Source organism: Halobacillus sp. 12SKB (assembly GCF_052941655.1).
This window is the reverse complement of record NZ_JBRFWR010000001.1, coordinates 1,994,026-2,012,449: the sequence shown is the minus strand read 5'-3', so window position 1 is coordinate 2,012,449 and position 18,424 is coordinate 1,994,026. Positions and strand designations below refer to the sequence as shown.

Genomic DNA, 18,424 nt, shown 5'->3' with positions numbered 1-18,424 from the left:
GTACACCTCACAACATGATCAACTTTGTCACAGGCTGTCCCATCCAATAGCCCCATTCACGTAAGAAAAATGGTACTTTCGTTTCCATACTTTTATAGGCCGAATACTCAGTCGGAACACCTTCCACCTTCATATCCAGATGCTTGGCCATAGCCACAGCTCTTTTTAAATGAAATTGATCACTGACAATTAGAAAGGAACGAATCCCTTTTTCATGACTGACTTCTTTCGCATTACTCAAATTATCTTCGGTGATGAGTGATCGATCCTCAAACAGAATATCTTCTTCTTTTACTCCATGTTCCATCGCATAGTCTCTTCCTACTTCTGCTTCAGAGGAAGCGGCCTGCTCACTTTTACCACCCGTAAGAATCAAATATTCGACATGTCCTTCTTTATATAATTTAATTCCCTGCTTCAACCGCCCCTCAAAGACAGGGCTTGGCTTTCCATTCCATTGCGCAGCGCCGAGTACGATGGCTGCATCGGCTTCCGATACTTTTTCATCGCCATAGGTCCACACGGAATATCCGGTGTATAATGCATAAGCTATCATCAATAATAAAATGATTTGAATGAATCTTTTCATATCTTCTGGTTCTCCTACTCCCTGAATATATGTTCCATCATATCATAGAAAAAAGCCTCCCTGAATCATCAGAGAGGCTCATTTTAAAACTTATTTATTCAAGTTGTAGAATGCTTTCTTACCTGCATATGTTGCAGTTCCAAGCAGCTGGTCTTCGATACGAAGAAGCTGGTTGTACTTCGCTACGCGGTCGGTACGGGATGGAGCACCTGTTTTGATTTGACCCGCATTTGTCGCAACAGCGATGTCTGCAATTGTCGCGTCTTCTGTTTCACCAGAACGGTGAGAGATGACAGCTGTGTAACCAGCGCGCTTCGCCATTTCGATTGCTTCGAATGTTTCAGTAAGTGTACCGATTTGGTTCACTTTGATTAGGATGGAGTTGCCAACGCCTTCTTCAATCGCACGGCTTAGCTTCTCAGTATTTGTTACGAACAAATCGTCACCGACAAGCTGTACGCGGTCTCCGATACGGTCTGTAAGAAGTTTTGTACCTTCCCAGTCGTTTTCATCAAGACCATCTTCAATGGAAACGATTGGATACTTGTTCACAAGCTCTTCATACCAATCAACCATTTCTTCAGACGTACGTACCACACCTTCACCTTTCAGATTGTACTTGCCATCTTCATAAATCTCAGAAGAGGCAACGTCCATCGCAAGCTGTACTTCTTCGCCTGGCTTGTAACCAGCCGCTTCGATCGCTTCGATGATTGTAGATAGAGCTTCTTCGTTTGAACCAAGGTCCGGAGCGAATCCGCCTTCGTCACCTACAGCCGTGTTGTAGCCTTTGCCGCCAAGTACTTTCTTAAGAGCGTGGAAAATTTCAGCACCCATACGAAGCGCTTCTTTGAATGTCGGCGCGCCAACAGGCATGATCATGAATTCCTGGATATCTACGTTGTTATCCGCGTGCTCTCCACCGTTTACAATGTTCATCATTGGTGTTGGAAGCGTAGCTGCTGTGAAGCCTCCAAGATACTTGTAAAGTGGAAGACCTACAACGTCTGCAGCCGCATGTGCAACAGCCATGGATACGCCAAGGATAGCGTTCGCACCAAGGTTACCTTTGTTTTCTGTACCGTCTAGCTCTCTCATCATTTGGTCGATGATGACCTGCTGTGTTACGTCCATACCTAGAAGGTTTGGAGCAATCTTTTCGTTTACGTTATCTACAGCGTTTTGTACGCCTTTGCCAAGGTAACGTTCTTTGTCACCATCGCGAAGTTCTACCGCTTCGTATTCACCAGTAGAAGCACCGCTTGGAACAAGTGCTGTACCGAAAGCTCCGGATTCTGTGTAAACTTCTACTTCTACAGTTGGATTACCACGAGAGTCAAGGACTTCACGTGCATATACGTCAGTAATGTAAGGCATGAATATCTCTCCCTTATTTTTTAATTAGTGATTTTCCTGTCATTTCTTCAGGTTGTTCTACGTTCAAGAGTTCCAGCAATGTTGGTGAAAGATCACCAAGAATTCCTCCATCACGGAGTTCCGCCCCATCCTTCGTCACAATGACGGGCACAGGGTTTGTTGTATGAGCTGTCATAGCGTCTCCATCCAAGGTCGTCACCTCATCAGAGTTACCATGGTCAGCCGTAATGATCACATGTCCACCTTTTTCGTGGATCTTATCTACGATTTTGCCTAAGCATTCGTCCACTGCTTCAATCGCTTTAATGGTCGGCTCAAGCATCCCTGAGTGTCCAACCATATCAGGATTGGCAAAGTTTAGAATGATGGCGTTGTGCTTTTCAGCATCCAGTGCCTCAAGAAGAGCATCTGTGACTTCATAAGCACTCATTTCTGGTTTCTGATCATACGTCGCTACTTTCGGAGAATCGATGAGGATGCGCTCTTCCCCTTCGAATTCTTTTTCGCGGCCGCCGCTCATGAAAAACGTCACGTGTGGATACTTTTCTGTCTCAGCGATCCGCAATTGCTTCATGTCATTGTCAGCAAGGACTTCCCCGACTGTATTTTTCAAGTCATTCGGAGGGAAAGCAATCTTACTTCTGACCTGATCACTGTATTGCGTCATTCCAACAAAGTGAAGATTTTTCGGTGCGTTTTCCCCACGATCATAACCATCAAAATCGTCATTTGCAAATGTACGAGAAAGCTGGATGGCACGGTCTGGGCGGAAATTGAAGAAAATGATACTCTCTTCATCTTCCACTTTTCCGATCGGGTTGTTGTCCTCATCCGTTAGAACAACAGGCTCCACGAACTCATCGTACACTTTCTGCTCATAAGAATCGTCGATGGCTTTGATTGGATCCTTGTACGTCGGACCCTCACCGTAGGCAATGGCATCATAAGCTTTCTTGACACGCTCCCAGCGATTGTCACGGTCCATCGCGTAGTAACGACCGGAAAGTGTAGCGATTTGACCAACGCCCACTTCTTCAATCGCTTCCTGTGTCTGTTTGATATAAGTCTTAGCCGATTGCTGACCTACATCACGGCCATCTAGGAAAGCATGGATGAAAACTTTCTCAAGTCCTTCTTCTTTCGCCAGCTTCAAGGTAGCGATCATATGGTCGATATGACTATGAATACCCCCATCAGATAACAGGCCGAAAATATGAAGAGCTTTATCTTTTGTTTTCGCTTCACGAACCGCGTTAAGCAGCACTTCATTCTCAAAGAAATCCCCTTCACGAATGGAAAGGTTAATTCTTGTCAGACTTTGATAGACGACACGTCCTGCGCCGATGTTCAAGTGTCCAACTTCAGAGTTGCCCATTTGACCTTCTGGCAGTCCGACAGCTTCCCCGCATGCCGTTAATTGAGAATGCGGAAATTGGTTCCAGTAACGATCAAAGTTCGGCGTGTTCGCTTGTTTGACAGCATTCCCCTTCTCTTCATCACGAAGAGCGTAGCCATCAAGGATGATTAAGGCAGCCAGGTTTTTGTTACTCATTCTTACCTGCCTCCACTAGTTTTAGGAAAGAATCAGCTTCAAGGCTGGCTCCTCCTACTAGAGCACCATCAATGTCGGACTGGGATAGTAGTTCATCAACGTTTGCAGGCTTCACGCTGCCGCCGTATTGGATTCGTACAGCTTCTGCTGCATCTGCACTTACATAATCACTGACGACTTTACGGATGTGTGTACAAACTTCATTCGCTTGTTCAGATGTCGCAGTACGACCTGTACCAATCGCCCAGATTGGCTCATAAGCAATGATTGTTTCTGCACATTGATCATTTGTCAGACCGTCTAATGCTTTTTTCACTTGTGTCTCAACAACGTCCATCGTTTCATTTGCTTCACGCTGTTCTAGAGATTCCCCTACACAAATAATTGGTGTTAAGCCATGATTGAATGCAGCATGAACTTTTTTGTTTACCTCTTCATCCGTTTCCTTGAAGATTTCACGACGCTCGGAGTGACCAAGTACGACGTAAGAAACGCCAAGTTCTTTCAGCATGACCGGGCTTACTTCACCAGTGAACGCACCGTTTTCCTCAAAGTGCATGTTTTGAGCACCGATTTTAAGGCTTGTACCTTCTGTTTCCTCTACAAGTTTTTGCAGAAAAGGAAATGGAGCACAAACAACAGATTCTACCTGCTCAGAGGAAGGTACTTCATTTTTAGCTGTTTGAATAAAATCTTCCGCTTCACGGTGGTTCTTATTCATTTTCCAGTTACCAGCGATTACTTTTTTACGCATATGGTTTCACCTCTCCTTTTTATTTATCGTTCAACAAGGATACACCAGGAAGATCTTTACCTTCCATGAATTCCAAGGAAGCACCGCCACCTGTGGAGACGTGGTCCATGTCATTTGCGTATCCGAATTTCTCAACGGCTGCTGCAGAGTCGCCTCCACCGATGACCGTGTAGCCATCTGTTTCGGAAAGAGCATTCGCTACAGCTTTTGTACCGTTAGCAAAAGATTCGATTTCAAAGACGCCCATAGGTCCGTTCCAGATAACCAATTTGGATTCTTTAATGACTTTCGCATATTTTTCTCTCGTTTTCGGACCGATATCAAGAGCTTCCCAATCAGATGGGATGCTGTCGATTCCGACTTCTTCCTTGTTCGCAGAATCAGAGAAATCATCAGCAACGACGACATCTTCAGGCATAAGGAAGTTGACGCCCTTTTCTTCTGCTTTCTTCATATATTCTTTAGCTAGATCGATTTTATCTTCTTCGAGCAGCGATTTACCGATTTCATGACCTAGCGCTTTTACGAATGTGTAAGCAAGACCTCCACCGATAATCAAGTTATCTACTTTATCGATCAAGTTGTCAATGACACCGATTTTATCTTTTACTTTCGCCCCACCAATGATGGCTGTGAATGGACGCTCAGGGTTAGATAGAGCCTTACCTAGAACATTGATTTCTTTCTCCATCAGGAAACCAGCAACGGCTGGGATATGCTCCGCAACACCCGCTGTAGAAGCATGGGCACGGTGAGCAGCACCGAATGCATCATTTACATAGAGGTCAGCCATGTCTGCAAAAGCCTTGGCCAATTCCGCATCATTCTTCTCTTCACCAGGATGGAAGCGCACGTTTTCAATCAGAAGAACATCACCATTTTTCATTTGAGAAATGGCTTTGTCTACTTCAGCCCCGTGTACTTCATCCGTTTTTGTAACGGTTTGTCCAAGAACATCGCTCAGACGATTGGCTACAGGATCAAGACGAAGGTCTTCGACAACTTCCCCTTTAGGGCGTCCAAGGTGACTGGCAAGAATGACTTTCGCACCGTTTCCAGTCAGGTGCTTGATTGTAGGGAGGGCAGCTTTGATTCGAGTGTCGTCTGTGACTTCTCCCTCACTCATCGGTACGTTGAAGTCCACACGGCAAAAGACCGTTTTTCCTTGCACTTCAACATCGCGGATTGTTTTCTTATTCATAGAATGACAACCTCCTTGGTTTGTGGTCAGGTTCAACGCCTGCCCTTATGTACGTTTCCACAGTTTCATTGTGCAGAAACGCCGATAAGCAGGATGCGAAAAAACATGGATAAAGGAGGAGGACCTGAGACCTCCTCCTTTCCAGCTTTTTCATAGTATTTTCTAAAACGGCTCAGATATTACAAGCCTTGGTTTTTAAGGTATACAGCCAAGTCTACACAACGGTTGGAGTAACCAGTTTCGTTGTCATACCAAGAAACAATTTTAACCATGTTGTTTTCAAGGATTAGTGTAGAAAGACCATCAATGATAGAAGAGTGAGTGTTGCCATTGTAGTCCGTGGAAACAAGTGGCTCGTCACTGTAGCCAAGGATTCCTTTAAGGTTACCTTCAGCTTCTGCGCGAAGAGCTTCGTTCACTTCTTCAGCTGTTACGTCTTTATCAAGTTCAGCAACCAAGTCTACGATGGAAACGTTGGATGTTGGTACACGCATCGCCATACCGCTAAGCTTGCCATCAAGGTGTGGAAGAACTTTTGCAACGGCTTGTGCAGCACCAGTTGTTGTTGGGATGATGTTCTCAGCAGCTGCACGAGCACGACGGTAATCTTTGTGTGGAAGATCAAGGATCTGCTGGTCGTTCGTGTAAGAGTGAACAGTTGTCATCATACCGCGCTTAAGACCGAATTTCTCGTCAAGAACTTTTGCGTATGGAGCAAGGCAGTTCGTTGTGCAAGAAGCGTTAGAGATGACGTGGTGAGAATCTTTGTCATACTGATCTTCGTTTACACCCATAACGACTGTAAGGTCTTCCTGCTTCGCTGGAGCAGAGATAACGACTTTCTTAGCACCTGCATCCAAGTGTTTCTTCGCATCGTCACGCTGAGTGAAGCGACCTGTAGATTCGATCACGATATCTACACCAAGATCTCCCCAACCAAGTTGAGCTGGATCTTTTTCAGAAAGTACTTTGACTTCTTTTCCGCCGACAATCAGGTTGTCACCGTTTGTTGTCACTTCTTGCTCAAGCTTACCGTGTACAGTATCGTACTGAAGCAAGTGTGCAAGCATGTTTGCATCTGTCAAGTCGTTAACCGCTACTACCTCTACTTCATTGTTGTTCAAAGCAGCACGGAAAACATTACGTCCAATACGTCCAAATCCGTTAATACCAATTCTTACTGTCATGCAAAATTCCTCCTTAGGATGATTGAAATCATATTTATTTAAAGGGATAAATCCCTTATTAACTCTTGGGCTGCCCCTTCATCAGTGATCAGGACATTACTCTGGCCCGGTTGGAAATAAGATGAGATGGCTTGTGCTTTCGAACGCCCCCCGGCAACAGCAATGACATGTTTCGCACGCTTTAGATCTTCTAACTGAAGACCGACCGTACGAACTTTGTGAACGATCTGACCCTCTACGTTGAAATAGTAACCAAAAGCTTCGCCTACTGCGTTATGCTGTTTGATTAATTCCAACTGCTCAGGGGAAGTCTTTCTTCGTTCTGCCATCGTAAGCGCATCGCCTACTCCGTGGATGACGATTTCAGCGTTCCGGATGATATCCAGCACTTCTTTTATCGAAGGCTCTTCTTTTATCGTCTGATAGGATTCCTCACTGAGGGGATCGGGTACATATAAAAGACGATAGTCACCCCTTGCTTTTTTCGCCATTTCCGCACAGATTGTGTTGGCCTGGTTTTCAACTCTTTCACCTAAGCCTCCACGTGCAGGTACGTATAAGCACTGATCAGCTCCAGACAGCGGCGTCATCACTTGCGCGACGGATGCCATCGTTGTTCCGCCTGTAATGGCTATCACCTGGTCAGGCGACATATGTTCTTTCAAATACTGGACACATGCTTTTCCCATCTCTTGTTTTACCCAATTAAGCTCATCACTATCACCAGGAACAACAACGACATGGTCTAAATTTAATTTATCCTTTAATTGTTGTTCTAAAACCTTAATCCCAGAGACCTCTTTAATAAACTCAGCTAACTGCTCAAGAATGTTCTGCCCTTCATAACTTAAGTGCATGCCTCTTGAGGTAATCTCTACAGCTCCTTGTTTATTCAGAAAGTCCACTTCGCTTCGGACCGTACGTTCAGCCAGCTCAACGCTTTCAGCTAACGCTCTTCGGCCTACAGGCTGCATGATCTGGATGTAATACAACAGCTGATAACGGCGCTGTATAACGTCCAGGACATCCGGGAATAATTTTTTTTGTAAGTCGATGAACGCTCTCATGGAAAAAGCTCCTTCTTTGAAATGGTACCAACCGGGATGTATTACGTCCCAGCTAGTCATATTATGTCCCGCTCGGAGCAAAAAAATATCCTATTTCAACTTTATATTAACAGTGGGGTTGTCCACGTGCAAGCGAAAACCCATACGTTTTTCATTGTAAACGCTTCATTAGTTCTATGTAATCAATTTCACGATAATCCAACTCTTCCGCACCGATCTTTAACACCGGTACCTCAAGCAAATACTTCTCTAATAGTTCTGGATCTTTCTCAATATCCACCATGACTACTTTGACATCGAACAGTGATAATAGGCCTTTGATTTCTTCACATAATCCACAGTTTTCTTTTACATATAATACGACTTCAGACATGCACAAGCCCTCCTGAACTTTTCACCTTCATCATACCAAAGGATACACTCCAATATCCATCCTCCTCCAGAGCTTCTCACACAAAAAAAGACACGCTTCAGGAAGCATGTCCTTTTTTATCATAAAAACCATTATCGATTTTCAACTTACGCTTATCCAAGAAATGAGCTAATTCTTCACCTACATAATTTTCAGGTGTTCGCTTCAATGACTTATAGTTGAAGGATAACTTTTGCTGTTCCTGCATATCGAACAAGTGAATCCGCCTGTCTTCAGAAACCTCTTCGGTCGACAACATTTTGTAACGGATTAGGTTTGTCATAAATACCCCTCTTCTAAATAAAGCGAAAAGTCTGACTTTATTTATTCAATCATAACACACAAATAAGGCAAAAAGAACCTACATGACGATAATAAAACCAAATAAACGTTCGTATAATTCCTGTGTGATATCTGTTTAATTAATATTTAAATAACACTCTTGTAACCACCATAAATCACAAAGGATTAGTATATTAATATAATGATATTTTTGTAAAAAAAAGGCCTTCCTTACATTCAAGGAAGGTCTTTTTATTCAGCGCGCCCGAGAGGATTCGAACCCCCGACTGACGTAGAACCGGAATCTACCGCTCTATCCAACTGAGCTACGGGCGCAAAAGCGACATGCATTTAATATTATAAGGAGAATCACCAAAAAACGCAACCCATTTTTATGATCTTCCAGAAAAGCTCCCTTGTGAAGGATCTGTTTCGAAGATTTTATAAGAGCTTAGGGGCTACGGGAAAAGGTTCGCTTTCCATGGGGCGGGTGGGAAGCTGTGAGAATCCCGCGGGAGAAGGAGATAGCAACATCCCGCAGGACGTAGCCCGTGGAAGTTCGACCCTCCCCCACAGGAAAGTGTTCAAATGCGGAATCGCCTTGGTAGACACGAGTGTCTGGGCGATGGAGCTAGACGTGTAGATTCCCAACCACCCCAGGCGCTCAATTCAGTAACAAACCCCAAAACATCTCATAAAAATGTCCCCCTTGCCATGTAGCTTAATTATAGGTTTGGACGTTTATATAGGTAAATTTAGGGTATGATGGTAGAAGGAATTGGAACACATCACATAGAACGAATAAGAATAACCTTTTTTCATACTCAAAAGGCATAACAAACCTTGCTGAAATAAAGGATAAAAGGTCGATTGTTTTTGTTTGACCTTTATTGACCTTATAGGTATGATGAATGTATTCCATCATTATTAATTTGATGTTAAGGAGGAATTTCAAATGAATTTAGTCCCTACAGTTATTGAACAAACAAACCGCGGAGAACGTGCTTATGATATTTACTCCCGCTTACTTAAAGACCGGATCATCATGCTGGGAAGCCCGATCGATGATAACATCTCAAACTCTGTTGTTGCGCAGTTGCTTTTCCTTGCGGCTGACGACCCGGAAAAAGACATTTCCCTATACATCAACTCCCCTGGTGGTTCAATCACGGCAGGTATGGCGATTTATGATACGATGCAGTTCATCAAGCCGAACGTATCCACAATCTGCACAGGTATGGCTGCATCTATGGGTGCATTCCTGCTGAACGCCGGTGAACCAGGTAAACGTTATGCACTACCAAACAGTGAAGTTATGATTCACCAACCACTTGGAGGCACACAAGGTCAGGCTTCAGATATCGAAATTCACGCGAAGCGTATCATTAAGATGCGCGAGAAGCTGAACAAGATCCTTGCTGAGCGTACTGGACAACCAATGGAAGTCATCGAACGCGACACGGATCGTGATAACTTCATGTCTGCCCACGAAGCTGTTGACTACGGCTTGATTGATAAAGTAATGGAGAAAAACGAACAATAAAGACACAAAATCCGCTGTGATTACACAGCGGATTTTTTTGTGAAATATGAAAACGTTCCCTCATTGGAGAACGTTCATTTTTTCACATAAACATCTATTACTCATTTTTCACAAAGTCGGTAAGAACCTGAACTGCTTCTTCCTCATCAGAGCCATCTGCAATCAATTTGATTTCTTCATCGGTCCCGACAGCAAGGCTCATTAACCCCATAATGCTTTTGGCATTTACACGTTTCTCACCTTTTTCAATAAAAACATCTGCGGTGAACTTGTTCGCCTCTTGTACGAATTGTGCTGCTGGCCTTGCCTGTAAACCTGTTTCGAGCTCAATCGTTATCGTCCTTTCAATCACCTGTCATTCTCCTCTCATTCTATATTTCAACTTCTTTGTAAGCGGATTCAATACTTAGAAAAAAGAACGCTCTCTTGTAGAAAGCGTTTATAATTGTATTTCATTATAGCATGAATTTGTTAAGGAAACATTAGTTTCTTGTGTTTTCTGTGACTTCACCTTTTCTAACTTTTTCGGCAAACTCGTCGATTTTACGCAGGCGGTGGTTGATTCCTGATTTACTGATCGATCCACCAGAAACATACTCACCAAGCTCTTTTAAAGAAACTTCCTGGTGCTGCAGCCTTAAAGATGCAATCTCCTGCAATTTATCCGGCAGGGCCTCTAAACCTACTGTCCGTTTAATGAATTTTATGTTCTCTACTTGACGGAAAGCGGCACCGATCGTCTTATTCAAATTCGCAGTCTCACAATTGACGAGACGATTGACGGAGTTCCTCATATCGCGGACGATCCTCACATCTTCAAACTTGAAAAGCGCCTGGTGTGCTCCTATATTACTAATGAGCTCCGTGATTTTATCCGCTTCTTTCAAGTAGGTAATGTATCCTTTTTTCCGACTGAGTGTCCTTGCGTGCAACCCGAAACTATTCATAAGCTTACACAACGCCTCGTTGTGTTCCTCATCAGAAGAATGAATTTCAAGATGATAGGAAGAAGTTTCCGGGTTATTGACTGAACCACCCGCAAGAAATGCTCCTCGTAAATAAGCCCTTTTACAACATGTATCGTTCAAATACTTTTGAGGGATGTCTGGATTAATGGATAGAGGACCTTTCAGGATTTCAAGATCTTCAAGGACGACTTTCGCTTTCTCCGTCATCCTGACAATATAAACATTGTTCTTTTTTAACCTCATTTTTTTCCGGACAAGGAGTTCAACCGGGTAGGGATAAAGCTTTTTGATTAACGTGTAGATCCTTCTCGCAATCGCTGCATTCTCTGTTTGTACATCCAGAATATATTCACGGTTGGAAAGGGAAAAGGTGCCGTTCATGCGAACAAGGGCAGCTAGCTCCGATTCCATACAGCAAGTATCTGCTTCTACATTGGTTAATTCTTTTTTGATCTCTGATGCAAATGACATGATGTACACCCCCTTCTACCTACCACGCAACACCTAAAGCATGGAGTGCAGTAACTTTGCTAATTTATCTGTGTCATGACGTAGCATAGGCTTGCTATGGTCGATGATATCTTCTTCTATGACTTTCAATCCCATGGACTTAATTCTTTCAATATCATAAACAACGGGCTCGGCATTTTCTTCCGCATATGCAGCCCTTACCCCTTGATCAATCGGTTGATTATGCACAATCACTGACTGTAACACATCTTCTCCGATATGATCAAATAATGCCTGTATATGATCAGCAGCCGTGTAACCAGAAGTTTCCCCCTGCTGCGTCATCACGTTGCATATATAAGTGACCATCGCTTTCGTTTCTTTCAATGCCTGACCGATTTCAGGAATAATGATATTCGGTAATATACTTGTATAAAGACTTCCAGGTGAGATGACAATCAAATCTGCGGATTTGATTGCTTCTACGGCTTCCGGCAAAGGCTGAACCGGTGTAGGGCTTACGTACACCCTTTTTATTTTCTTGTTCTGCTTAGGAATACTAGACTCACCGGTCACAACCGTCCCATCCTCCATTTCTGCATGGAGGTTCATTGAATGATTGGCAATCGGATAAATATGACCACGCACGTTCAGGACTCTGGAGATTTCTTTGATCCCTTTATAAAAATCTCCCGTCATGGATGCCATCGCAGCTAGCAGGAGATTTCCCATGGAATGACCGGACAGGCCGTTACCCGCTGCAAACCGGTGTTGAAAAAGCTCAAGGAGCATAGGTTCAGCATCCGATAAGGCAGCGACAACATTCCTGATATCCCCTGGAGCGGGAATGGCCATCTCATTACGTAAGCGGCCGGAGCTCCCACCGTCATCAGCCACTGTAACAATGGCTGACAGGTCGATCGGTAAATTTTTCAACCCGCGCAAAAGCACAGGCATTCCGGTCCCGCCACCTACAACGACGACACGCGGCTTGGTCTTATGATCCATCCGTTACAAACCCTTTCTTTTATCAATGTCTCTGTGAGTGACATGGGTCACGAAGTCGGTAGAGAAATATTCCGATAAGTGCTCAGCAAGTGCTACAGAGCGATGTTGACCGCCTGTACAGCCGACAGCAACAACAAGCTGACTTTTTCCTTCACGTTTGTATTGAGGCAGCATGAATTGCAGCAAGTCTTTCAGCTTTTCAAGGAACTTCTGTGTATCTGTCCATTTAAAAACATAGGAGGATACTTCTGTGTTCAACCCTGTCAACGGGCGCATATGTTCAACATAATGCGGGTTCGGCAGGAAACGGACATCAAACATTAAGTCGGCATCAATGGGTACGCCGTATTTAAAACCGAAGGATACCATCTGAATGGAAAACACCTGTTGTTCCTTTTGACGGTACTTTTCAATAATCCGCTCCCGGAGTTCTTTCGGTTTCAATGATGTTGTATCAATGATCGTTTGCGAACGGCCTCTCAGCTCATCCAGCATTTTTCTCTCTTTGCGTATACCTTCAAGTGGCAGCCCTTCTTTAGCAAGGGGATGGGACCTGCGTGTTTCTTTATAGCGGGAAACAAGCGCTTGATCTTCTGAATCAAGGAAAAGAATATGTTCTTGCAGCCATTCCTCTTTTCCTAGACGGTCAAGAGAATCAAAGAGGGCATCGAAGAATTCCCGTCCACGTAAATCCATCACTAGAGCCACATTTTGAATGTTGTTGCTGGAATCTTTCATCAGTTCAAGAAACTTTGGAAGCAGGGCCGGTGGTAAGTTATCGACACAAAAAAAACCGAGATCTTCAAAGCTTTGAACAGCTACGGTTTTCCCTGCTCCTGACATTCCTGTGATGATTACTAACTGAGTTTCGTTGGCATTTACTGGCATCTTTCATCGCTCCCCATTAGTCAGGTCGTGACGGATCCAAATCTTCATCAATCAAGCGGAAGTCCGTCGTATATACAAATGTTCCATATACTTGCTCTTCACTACTTAAGATGTGCTTGAAAATCCTCCGATCTCCCTCTGCCATCGGCTTTTGAAGAACTTCTTCAACCGGAACCCATTCCAGTTCACCTTCTTCACTTTCATCAAGCAAATCCCCGGAATAGCTCGTACTGTAAAAAGTAAACATCATCCATTCTTGAGCGGTTTTCCCATCTTCCCGCATGACAAATGTAAATGAACCACGAAGCTCTGGATTTTCAATGGAAAGTCCCGTTTCTTCTTTAAATTCACGGACAACGGAATCTTTAATATTCTCTCCGGCTTCCATCTTGCCGCCAGGAGCTACATACCAGCCTCTGCGTGGTTTTTTTAACATCAATACGGAATCATCAACTTTCAAAATACAATTCGCTACACGCTGCATCGTTATGGTCACCTCATTTTCTTTCTAGAGGGCATCTCCACCCATTATACAATGAATTCACAGGTTGCTACAATATTATGTTCCACAGCCTGGATTGAAAACTATTTCCTTTAAACTTATTTGGATAATGATTTCGTTGCTTGCGTTGAGACTGAATGGAACGAAACCTTCGCTGAAATCTTAAAAGAGTACCTACTTGTTAAAAGGCCTAAATTCAACAAATTTCATGTATAAAACAAAAAAAGACACAGATGACGAGCACCTGTGCCTCATAGAGATTAATCTATTAAAAGGGGGTCAATTAATCATTTCCATCGTAACAGGAAAATATTTCATAGGTGTTACACCGGAGTTAAAATGCTGTTTCTTTTTTAATTGACGACCTTCAATTCCTCTAAAAGATTTTCAATATAGTGCTGAACAGATTGTGCGGCGATACTTCCATCACCAGTTGCTGTTACAATTTGACGCAATTCTTTTTCACGGATGTCCCCGGCAGCAAATACGCCTGGTACTCTCGTTTCCATGTTTTCATCTGTTTCGATATACCCTTGTTCATTCGTGATGCCCAGGCTTTCGAACGGTGTGGACAATGGAATCATTCCGATATAAATGAACGTACCGTTGGTATCAAAGTCGTACACTTCATCGGTTTTTTTATTGTGAAGCGTAACGCTTCCTACTTTTCCATCTTTTTCGTTGATGGATTTGACGACAGTATCCCAGATGAAGTCGATTTTATCGTTATCAAAAGCGCGGTCTTGAAGAATCTTTTGTGCGCGTAATTCGTCACGACGGTGAACAATCGTTACTTTGCTTGCAAAGCGTGTAAGATAGACACCTTCTTCGACTGCAGAATCTCCACCGCCTACAACGACGAGTTCTTTATCTCGGAAGAATGCTCCATCACATACTGCGCAGTAAGAAACACCACGGCCGCCAAGTTCTTTTTCACCCTGCACACCAAGTTCTTTATATTGAGCACCTGTCGTTATGATGACAGCGCGTGCTTTGTATTCTTTGTTACCGGCTTTGACTGTCTTGTATTCCTTGCCATCTACGACTTCTTTAATATCTCCATAGGCATATTCTGCACCGAATTTTTTCGCGTGGTCGAACATTTTATTGGAAAGGTCTGGTCCAAGAATGCTTTCAAAGCCCGGATAGTTTTCAACGTCTTCCGTGTTCGCCATTTGACCACCTGGAATGCCGCGCTCAATCATCAGCGTATCCAGGTTAGCACGGGAGGTGTAAACAGCTGCTGTCATGCCAGCAGGGCCTGCCCCGGCAATAATGACATCATAAATGCGATCTTCACTCATCAATCTTCACTCCTTATGAATCCAAATAATCTGAGTTGCAATTCCTGTACATATCATAGTAAATCATACGAAAACCGTCCATTAATGTGCTTACAGAAGAGAGAAATGCATCTTTACCTATTCCTGCTCCCAGGGGCCGCCTTCATTCCCCATCTTAGGGAACTGCTTGCATCCCTCTTCCCATAGCTGCAACGCTTTAGATGGATTGCCCGTATGATAAACGGAGATGCTGTACCACTTGTAGTAAATTCTCCGGCGTGTGACCTGCTTATCACGAAGCGACCTGAACCGTTCAACCGCTTCCTGATAATAACCGGCCCTTGCAAGAGTTTCAGCTACGACTAGTTTCTGCTGTTCATGCATAGGAAATACATTGCGGAGCCGTTCAATGTGGAAAGAAGCTTCTTCCTTCATCCCCTGCTTCAAATAAAAAGTAGCCAAATTCACGTCACAGTGGAGGTTCGACGGTTCGTTGTCCAGGGTCTCTTTTTCGAGCTGAATCGCTTCGTCACGATCCCCGTTCATGAACAACGCGTACGCGTACCGATGTTTGGCGATTTTGAATTCCGGGAATAACTCCATCATTTCATCGAGAACACTTAAGGCTTCCTCCCACTCCTCGTGCTCTAAGTGATAAAAGGCTGTTTCCTGATAAATGATGAGCTCATCTTCATCCTCAAATGCCCAATCATCGTCTTCATCTTCTTCCTCTAATGAATCCAGCATATCTCTCAATTGCTTCGCTGCTTCTTCAAATTCGCCGTCTCCTGGTTGCTCTAAATAGGTGTCGACATATTTTTTGGCATCATTAAGAAGACCGAGGTGTGCGTAATTATTCGCCATCAGATAGTAACAATCGACGTATTCTCTGCCGTGTTCAGCTAATACCTCGGTCAGTACCTGATTTGCGGCATGATAAGAGCCAACTTCCGTATAAACGACAGAAAGTTGGCATGGATATAATGGTTCCTCGGGAGAAGCTTCAATCGCCTTTTTCAGCCACTTGACAGCAGCACTGAAACGACGCTTTTGAAAAGCCTGAATCCCATGGGAAAAATAAAATGACCCAGTAGGTACAAATGGGATAATATTCGTATCCTGTTGTGCTGTAGTTCCTTTAAGTGTTGTCGTCATGACTGTCCCCCTATTTCCGTTTCAAATCTCACTAATTATGCAGTATAACATAAATGCTCACAGAGAAATAGGAGAAAAATGTAATCCATTTAGGAATGACGTTTTTCCAAAACATCCAATACATCATCCAGTGGAACTTGACGATCAGTCAGGATTAATAAGAGATGGAATAAAAGATCCGCGGATTCCAAAGCAATTTCTTCTGGATCATCATTTTTCGCAGCGATGATGACTTCCCCTGCTTCCTCTCCGATCTTCTTCGCAATCCGGTCGACCCCTTCCTGAAACAGTGTGGATGTGTATGATCCTTCAGGAAGAGTTGCTTTTCGTTCAGCCAGTACGGTTTGAAGCTCATCCAGAATTTGATAGCGGTTTTCTTTTACCTTAGTTTCTGAATCTGTCAGTTCTTCAGAAAAACAACTATATTCCCCTTTATGGCAGGCTGGCCCAGAGGGTACCACTTGAACAAGCAAGGCATCCTGGTCACAATCGTAATGAATGCTTTTTACTTCCTGCGTGTTCCCGGATGTCTCCCCTTTGTGCCACAACTCTTGACGGGAGCGGCTGTAAAATACGGTTTCACCGATCTCCAACGTTTTTTTCAAAGATTCTTCGTTCATATAGGCTAAAGTCAGGACAGCTTTTGATTTGGCATCCTGCACGATCGCTGGAACGAGACCTTGTTCATCGAATTGAATGTCATCTAAATTCATCGGACAGGCACTCCTTTTTCCTTTAAATATGCTTTCACGTTTTGCACAGACGTTTCTTTATAGTGAAAAATGGAAGCGGCAAGCGCGGCATCTGCTTCAACTTCACTAAAAACGTCATAAAAATGTTCACTGGTCCCTGCCCCGCCGGAAGCAATAACAGGAACACTCACCACTTCCTGTACGACTTTCAATAAAGGCAGGTCAAAACCGGATTTTTCTCCATCCTTATTCATGGACGTAAGCAGAATTTCTCCTGCTCCAAGCTGGACCGCTTCTTTCGCCCAATCCGTCACGAGCCAATCGGTCGGTGTCCGGCCCCCATGCGTATAAACTCGCCAGTTTGCTGCCTCTTCATCATATCTCGCATCAATCGCCACAACGATGCACTGACTTCCGAAGAAATCCGCACCTTCTGTGATCAAAGCCGGTCTTTTCACAGCGGATGAGTTTAGGGATACTTTATCTGCTCCATTTCGCAGGGTTTCTTTAATGTCTTCCAGTGTCCTTATGCCGCCTCCGACTGTAAAAGGAATGGCAAGCTCTGAAGCTACGGATCGGACAACATCAATCATCGTTTTCTTTCCTTCGTGACTGGCGGAGATATCGAGGAACACAAGCTCATCCGCTCCTTGTTCGTCGTACACCTTTGCAAGTTCAACAGGATCGCCGGCATCCCGGATGTCAACGAACTGGATCCCTTTCACCACACGGCCTTCTTTTACATCCAGGCAGGGAATGATTCGTTTGGAGAGCATTCAGTCCACCTCCACAGCAAGTGCTTCTTGTAAAGTGAATTGGTTCGTGTATAAAGCTTTTCCGACAATCGAACCCACAACATTCCGATCCTTATATTCTTTCAGCTCGACAAGGTCATCCAGACCTTTAATGCCGCCAGATGCAATGACATCCACTCCCGTTTCTTCTGCCAAGCGTACGATTTCCTTCGTATTCGGACCTGAAAGCATACCGTCTTTTGCGATATCCGTATAAATGAATGTTTTCGCTCCCGCGTCTGCCAGGTCCTTTCCTAAATCCACAGCCTTCACTTCGGATTGTTCCAGCCATCCGGCTGTCGAAACAAAACCGTCACGCGCATCCAGTCCAATCGCCATTCGTTCTCCATAGTTTGAAAGAAGCTGTTTAGTTGCCTCCACATCGCGGACAGCGAGAGAACCGATGATGACACGATCCACACCCGCGTCCAAGTAAAAACGAACATCTTCTTCCGATCGGATACCGCCGCCAATCTGTACGCGGCAGTTCAATTCCTTTGCTACTCGCAACACATGCTCCGCATTTTGCTTGGAACCTTGCTTCGCTCCATCAAGGTCGACCATATGAATCCATGAAGCTCCTGCTTCAGCAAACTCCTTTGCCACCTCAAAAGGATTCTCCCCATAGACGGTTTCTTTTTCAAAATCCCCTTGTTCAAGACGCACACATTTTCCGTCGCGCATATCAATTGCTGGATAGATCGTAAAGCTCATCGCTAA

The 18,424-nt window shown here is 44.1% G+C and carries 20 protein-coding genes and 1 tRNA gene; 1 reads left to right on the top strand and 20 read right to left on the bottom strand.

The window, feature by feature from the left end; genetic code table 11:
* Positions 1-7: 7 nt before the first annotated feature.
* The 10 genes from ACQ4XT_RS09635 to ACQ4XT_RS09590 form a co-directional block, all read right to left on the bottom strand.
* Positions 8-589 (bottom strand): YdcF family protein, encoded by a 582-nt coding sequence (locus tag ACQ4XT_RS09635; protein ID WP_446853503.1) that lies wholly within the window; start codon positions 587-589, stop codon positions 8-10.
* Between the two features lie 90 nt (positions 590-679).
* Positions 680-1,966, bottom strand: coding sequence for a phosphopyruvate hydratase (eno, locus tag ACQ4XT_RS09630; RefSeq protein ID WP_226591942.1), 1,287 nt, complete (start codon positions 1,964-1,966; stop codon positions 680-682).
* Between the two features lie 13 nt (positions 1,967-1,979).
* On the bottom strand, positions 1,980-3,518 hold the full coding sequence (gene gpmI, locus ACQ4XT_RS09625) for a 2,3-bisphosphoglycerate-independent phosphoglycerate mutase (protein ID WP_446853502.1): 1,539 nt from the start codon (positions 3,516-3,518) through the stop codon (positions 1,980-1,982).
* Positions 3,511-4,272, bottom strand: coding sequence for a triose-phosphate isomerase (gene tpiA, locus ACQ4XT_RS09620; protein ID WP_446853501.1), 762 nt, complete (start codon positions 4,270-4,272; stop codon positions 3,511-3,513). Before tpiA ends, gpmI begins: the two co-directional genes overlap by 8 nt.
* 19 nt (positions 4,273-4,291) lie before the next feature.
* Complete coding sequence (locus ACQ4XT_RS09615) at positions 4,292-5,473, bottom strand: phosphoglycerate kinase (protein ID WP_446853500.1); 1,182 nt, start codon at positions 5,471-5,473, stop codon at positions 4,292-4,294.
* A 179-nt stretch (positions 5,474-5,652) separates the two neighbouring features.
* The gene (gene gap / locus ACQ4XT_RS09610; protein ID WP_089651368.1) at positions 5,653-6,660 is read right to left on the bottom strand and encodes a type I glyceraldehyde-3-phosphate dehydrogenase; all 1,008 of its coding nucleotides are present in this window, start codon (positions 6,658-6,660) and stop codon (positions 5,653-5,655) included.
* A 38-nt stretch (positions 6,661-6,698) separates the two neighbouring features.
* Positions 6,699-7,727, bottom strand: coding sequence for a sugar-binding transcriptional regulator (locus ACQ4XT_RS09605; RefSeq protein WP_446853499.1), 1,029 nt, complete (start codon positions 7,725-7,727; stop codon positions 6,699-6,701).
* A gap of 151 nt (positions 7,728-7,878) precedes the next feature.
* A complete protein-coding gene (locus ACQ4XT_RS09600) occupies positions 7,879-8,100 on the bottom strand; it encodes a glutaredoxin family protein (protein WP_446853498.1) in 222 nt (73 codons plus the stop codon).
* A gap of 97 nt (positions 8,101-8,197) precedes the next feature.
* Positions 8,198-8,422 carry a ubiquinone biosynthesis protein COQ4 gene (locus ACQ4XT_RS09595; protein WP_226591952.1) on the bottom strand — a complete coding sequence of 75 codons (225 nt, stop codon included), beginning with the start codon at positions 8,420-8,422 and terminating at the stop codon, positions 8,198-8,200.
* 259 nt (positions 8,423-8,681) lie between these two features.
* A tRNA-Arg gene (locus ACQ4XT_RS09590) sits at positions 8,682-8,757 on the bottom strand.
* A 619-nt stretch (positions 8,758-9,376) separates the two neighbouring features.
* Here ACQ4XT_RS09590 and clpP point away from each other — a divergent pair.
* Positions 9,377-9,964 (top strand): ATP-dependent Clp endopeptidase proteolytic subunit ClpP, encoded by a 588-nt coding sequence (gene clpP / locus ACQ4XT_RS09585; protein WP_089651364.1) that lies wholly within the window; start codon positions 9,377-9,379, stop codon positions 9,962-9,964.
* A 97-nt stretch (positions 9,965-10,061) separates the two neighbouring features.
* Here clpP and ACQ4XT_RS09580 read toward each other — a convergent pair whose 3' ends face one another.
* The 10 genes from ACQ4XT_RS09580 to hisA all read right to left on the bottom strand — a co-directional run bounded on the left by ACQ4XT_RS09580 (position 10,062) and on the right by hisA (position 18,418).
* Entirely contained in the window at positions 10,062-10,316 is a 255-nt protein-coding gene (locus ACQ4XT_RS09580; protein WP_160913262.1) for an HPr family phosphocarrier protein, read from the bottom strand.
* A gap of 130 nt (positions 10,317-10,446) precedes the next feature.
* Positions 10,447-11,403, bottom strand: a complete 957-nt coding sequence (gene whiA, locus ACQ4XT_RS09575) for a DNA-binding protein WhiA (RefSeq protein WP_446853497.1) — start codon at positions 11,401-11,403, stop codon at positions 10,447-10,449.
* A 33-nt stretch (positions 11,404-11,436) separates the two neighbouring features.
* Entirely contained in the window at positions 11,437-12,390 is a 954-nt protein-coding gene (gene mgfK, locus ACQ4XT_RS09570) for a gluconeogenesis morphogenetic factor MgfK (RefSeq protein ID WP_446853496.1), read from the bottom strand.
* A 3-nt stretch (positions 12,391-12,393) separates the two neighbouring features.
* Positions 12,394-13,278 carry an RNase adapter RapZ gene (gene rapZ / locus ACQ4XT_RS09565; RefSeq protein ID WP_446853495.1) on the bottom strand — a complete coding sequence of 295 codons (885 nt, stop codon included), beginning with the start codon at positions 13,276-13,278 and terminating at the stop codon, positions 12,394-12,396.
* Positions 13,279-13,294: 16 nt separating this feature from the next.
* A complete protein-coding gene (locus ACQ4XT_RS09560) occupies positions 13,295-13,762 on the bottom strand; it encodes an 8-oxo-dGTP diphosphatase (protein ID WP_446853494.1) in 468 nt (155 codons plus the stop codon).
* A gap of 371 nt (positions 13,763-14,133) precedes the next feature.
* On the bottom strand, positions 14,134-15,084 hold the full coding sequence (gene trxB, locus ACQ4XT_RS09555) for a thioredoxin-disulfide reductase (RefSeq protein ID WP_446853493.1): 951 nt from the start codon (positions 15,082-15,084) through the stop codon (positions 14,134-14,136).
* A gap of 117 nt (positions 15,085-15,201) precedes the next feature.
* Positions 15,202-16,218: a tetratricopeptide repeat protein gene (locus ACQ4XT_RS09550; RefSeq protein ID WP_446853492.1), complete on the bottom strand. Its 1,017-nt coding sequence runs from the start codon at positions 16,216-16,218 to the stop codon at positions 15,202-15,204.
* Between the two features lie 89 nt (positions 16,219-16,307).
* Positions 16,308-16,931 carry a bifunctional phosphoribosyl-AMP cyclohydrolase/phosphoribosyl-ATP diphosphatase HisIE gene (gene hisIE, locus ACQ4XT_RS09545; protein ID WP_446853491.1) on the bottom strand — a complete coding sequence of 208 codons (624 nt, stop codon included), beginning with the start codon at positions 16,929-16,931 and terminating at the stop codon, positions 16,308-16,310.
* The gene (gene hisF / locus ACQ4XT_RS09540; RefSeq protein WP_446853490.1) at positions 16,928-17,686 is read right to left on the bottom strand and encodes an imidazole glycerol phosphate synthase subunit HisF; all 759 of its coding nucleotides are present in this window, start codon (positions 17,684-17,686) and stop codon (positions 16,928-16,930) included. Before hisF ends, hisIE begins: the two co-directional genes overlap by 4 nt.
* Positions 17,687-18,418: a 1-(5-phosphoribosyl)-5-[(5-phosphoribosylamino)methylideneamino]imidazole-4-carboxamide isomerase gene (gene hisA, locus ACQ4XT_RS09535; RefSeq protein WP_446853489.1), complete on the bottom strand. Its 732-nt coding sequence runs from the start codon at positions 18,416-18,418 to the stop codon at positions 17,687-17,689.
* Positions 18,419-18,424 lie beyond the last annotated feature (6 nt).